Annotated in this window: 1 protein-coding gene; it reads left to right on the forward strand. The window is 66.7% G+C overall.

The window, feature by feature from the left end:
• A partial coding sequence (locus tag KUM32_RS30755) for a carboxymuconolactone decarboxylase family protein (RefSeq protein ID WP_308408756.1) occupies positions 1–579 on the forward strand: 579 nt, incomplete at its 5' end.

Raw genomic sequence — 579 nt, forward strand, 5'->3', positions numbered from 1 at the left:
CACCCACCCCTCCCCGAGAAAAGGAACCCGACCGCCATGTCCCGCATCCCGCTGCACACCGTCCACGACGCCCCCGAGAACAGCCGCCAGGCCCTCGCCTCCCTCGCCCTGCCCAACGGCAAGGTCTTCAACATCTTCGGCCACATGGCCGCCTCCCCGGCCGTCCTGCACGGCTTCCTCGCCCTGAAGTCCACCGTCACCCAGCACGCCACCCTGGACACCCGCACCCAGGAAGCCATCGCCCTGGTCGTCGGCCACGAGAACGACTGCGACTACTGCCAGGCCGCACACACCGCCACCGCACGCCAAAGCGGCCTCACGACCGAACAGATCCTCGCCATCCGCAGCGGCGACGCCTCCTTCGACCCCAAACTCGACGCCCTCCTCAACGTCGTACGAGAAGCAGTGGCACAGGTCGGCGTGGTCAGCGACACCAACTGGAAGACCGCCCAGCAAGCCGGATGGACCGACACCGAACTCGCCGAACTACCCCTCCACATCGCCCTCAACACCTACACCAACACCTTCAACCGCTGGGCCAACACCGAACTCGACTTCCCCACCGTCCCCAACGTCTGA

The sequence above is a fragment of the Streptomyces sp. AC627_RSS907 genome (assembly GCF_019049165.1).